The organism is Vibrio sp., from assembly GCF_050299255.1.
Classification (GTDB): Bacteria; Pseudomonadota; Gammaproteobacteria; order Enterobacterales; family Vibrionaceae; genus Vibrio.
Genome location: NZ_JBNKVP010000146.1, coordinates 1 through 3386, shown reverse-complemented (window position 1 = coordinate 3386; position 3386 = coordinate 1). Strand labels below are relative to the sequence as shown.

Below are 3386 nucleotides of genomic sequence, written 5' to 3'. Positions count from 1 at the left end.
TGGTCCGGGCCAGAGTAACTACTCTCCAGCATCGGGGCCAGCTTGAAATTGCCAATCTGGCGGATATCAGCGGTGCTGTAACGGTTGATTACGCCGCGGCTGGTGCTGAACTCAACATCGCCTTTCGGATCACAAAGCGAGGTGGTATCCCACCCCCCTTTTGCATTGACAAAGACCCAGTATTGCTCGGTACTGTAGCCGGTACTAGCCAGTGACAGTTTGCTGAATGCCGCCAGTGAAGTCATCGCTGCGGCGCTTTTCAAAAATTCTCTTCTGTTCATTATTGATTTCCTTGCAGCGATTTAGTGATAGTAAAAGCGGATATCTTTCAACAAGTAAGTCATCATCGCCATCCAGGCTCGTTGAGTGAACTGGTGATCTTTGACGTTTTCATACGGGTAATTTACCCCTTGTTGACGGTAGCTTTTCACCTGGCAGTCGCCATCCAAATTGAGTCCGGTCTGCTCCGCTAGTACGGCTGCTTGTCCCAGTGCCAGTGCCTGCTGATAAACTTCGTACGCCGATTGCACCTGGCTATCGTTTTCTTCGACCTGTTCACCGTAGAGCTGGTACATCAGCTCGGCAATCTGTTGCTTAAACTGCAAATCAGTTGCTTCGATATGTCTCAGGAACAAGCTGTCCACTTTGACGTAGCTAAAGCCTTTGCCCTGCATTTTGAGCTGGTATGTCCCTGGGGTCAGATAGAAAGAACTACTGGTTGCGGTTACCCAGCGTGCCCACCCGTTGGTGTTCGGCATGTTAATGTTGTCCGCTACCAGTTGGTTATCAACGTAGAGCTGCATCACAACAGGATCGTTACGGCTGTTGGCATAAGGCACGACCAACTGGTAGTTACCGGCTTCGCTAATGGTTACCGAAGCGTTCACTTGCTTATCATCGCCCCAGGCAAAGCGGTAGACATAATCGTCACCGTAGCCCGGTGATTGATCCGGCTCAGAGAGCAGGTCACCATCATCAAACTGCCACTGACTAGGCGCTATGCGGATACCGACACCTTCCGGATCCAGGCCATTGGCGATAATTCGCTCGCTGCTCTCCTGCGCCAGTTGTTGTGGCGTTATCTGACAAGCCAGACTATTCGCCAGCCAGGTCTGTATGGTGGCACCGGTTCCCGACAGTACCTTGGTGCGTTCAAGCACGCTGGTATGGTCGAGACCACCGTACATTAAGCGGGTGCCTACCTCGTCCAGCCATTCAAATGACGTAGACTTAGCCCACGGCTGGCCGAACACCGCGCGTACTTTACGATCCAGCTGCTCTGGTGTCAGTAAGTGCTGAGTGCCGCCAAATAGGTTGTCAGGCAGGCTATAAGCACTTGTTACCAGGTCTTTTACCAATGCCTTGAGGTTGTAGTTCGACTGGCGGAAGCGCTCTGCCAACAGGTTGATATCCTGCTGTTGAGAAGCAAAGTACGACTTCTCATCGTCGCTGGCGGTTTCCAGCGGCTTCGGTTTCACCGGATAACCGGTAATTGGTTCAAACAGGGTCTGAACTACCGAGCGTGAGAAGCGCGAGTCGTTCACGGCCTTGCTCATCAACCACTGCAGCGGATCCTCACCACTAAACAGCGGCGCAAGTTCCCCGTTAAAACCGGCAGGCAGAATACGGTTTTCTGGCCAGTAAAAACGGTGAGTCGGAGTGAGTGGCAAGTCTGCGATGTATTCGTTCCCTTGCCAATGCTTGAACGACGACGCCACCGGATCCATTACCTCGTGACAACCGGTACAGGCCGGGTTGGTCATGGTCGGCAAGTCTCCGGCTAAGTCGTCCGCAGAAGGCCGCTCGCCAGCGATACTCAGGATATCGGTCGCCAGGAAGTTCTTGTAGAACTTATAGGAGCGGTGACGGTTGATGTTGGTTGGCGTGGTTGGGTAGCGCGTCATGTAGGCCGGGTTGGTCATCACGCCTGCTTGCGGTACGTTCAACTGTGCCGGCTGATAGTCTTCACTGTCCCATGGGAATTGTGACCATTCCGGGTTGCTCAGCTCGGCAAAACTGTAGCGGCCTTCAATACCGTAACTGCGGGCATTGAAATAGTTCACCATAGTGTAGTCAGCAGTCAGAATATCGGAGAATGGCAAGTCGTTTCTAACGACGTACTTAACCAGTTCGGTACTTTCTGCCTTGTGTGCCGCGACCGTTTGCTGCCACAGGTAGTTTTGTAGATCGCCATTACCACCGGCGGCATTCAGGTACCATTTTGACGATCCCCCTTCAGCGATAGTAAAGGCTTCCACTGAGTTCAAGACCCCTTGAGTGCCTTCAGTGTGCAGTACGTCTTGATAGATCTCAGCCATACGGGCGACGAACCCAGGTTCATTTAATAGCCGATCCAGCAGCGAGGGCAGGGCACTGGCGCCATCTCGTTGCAAAGTGAGACGCTCTTGCGATGTTGGTGCTCTGGAAGCCAGATTGTGCGCGGCGCTATAGAACAGCCGGGCGGCTTGCTGATCGGAAATATTGGCATTCAGACCGCTAACCGTGATGGGTGGAGTGCCCGATGAACCGCCTGAGCCATCAATAAACTCATCGAGCATCCAGTCGTACAGTTTTTCCGCACAGGTTTGATCACAACTGCCCGGATTGCCATACGGCATGGTATCGCGAATGAGATCGATGATATCTTCACGGTACAGAGCATTGATGATTGAGGAGCCGGTATTGCCGTCCTCGCCGTGGCATTTGGCACAGTCAAGCGCCTGCCATAGCTGCTCACCACTGAGTACATTGCTGTCTATTTCAACCGGTTGTTCGGCAATGGTGCCGATGTTTGGGTTGATATACAGGCTAGAGACTTCTTCGCCGGACAAGGCACGTTTGTAGATGCGCAACTCGTCCAGGTAAGCTTCTTCAAAATTCTCCAGCGCAATTTGCGTGATCGGATCGCCCGCCGCTTGCTGTTCCTGACGGATCAGCTGGCCATCGACATAGATGGTGACATCGCCGGATTGTCTACGCACGTAAGTAAACATCTGCCAACGACCAGGAATCAGTACGTCCGGCTCGGAAACCCACTGATCGCCGTTGGCGTACTCAGTCATAAACTGCACTTTAAAGTTATTCGCTGAGCTGAAGAACAGGGAGTTGTAACTTCCTTCAGGAAATAGCTGATATCGACCCCATTTGTCGCTGGTCATGGTGGTTTTCAACCAGAATGACAGCGTGAAATCGGTACTAGCGAGATCAATCTGCTGGCCGGTGGTTAAGTCCAGCTTGGCGGCCTGATCCTTATAGGGTTTTAACGCATACCCGCTGATGGCATCTTCGGCGTACTGGGCGTTGGTCAGGGTCAGATCCAGGCCGTTACCGGATTTGTCTGCCACCTTGTTGCTGACGATGTCGTCAAAGTTGTAGTGGATGTACAG

The 3386-nt window shown here is 52.6% G+C and carries 2 protein-coding genes; both read right to left on the bottom strand.

Annotated features, from left to right (window positions below; translation table 11 throughout):
• Positions 1–281: hypothetical protein (locus ACQY6F_RS18480; protein WP_428776546.1), on the bottom strand; the 281-nt coding region annotated here is incomplete at its 3' end.
• 21 nt (positions 282–302) lie between these two features.
• Positions 303–3386, bottom strand: a 3084-nt coding sequence (locus ACQY6F_RS18475) for a LamG-like jellyroll fold domain-containing protein (RefSeq protein ID WP_428776544.1), incomplete at its 5' end; no start/stop codon positions are given.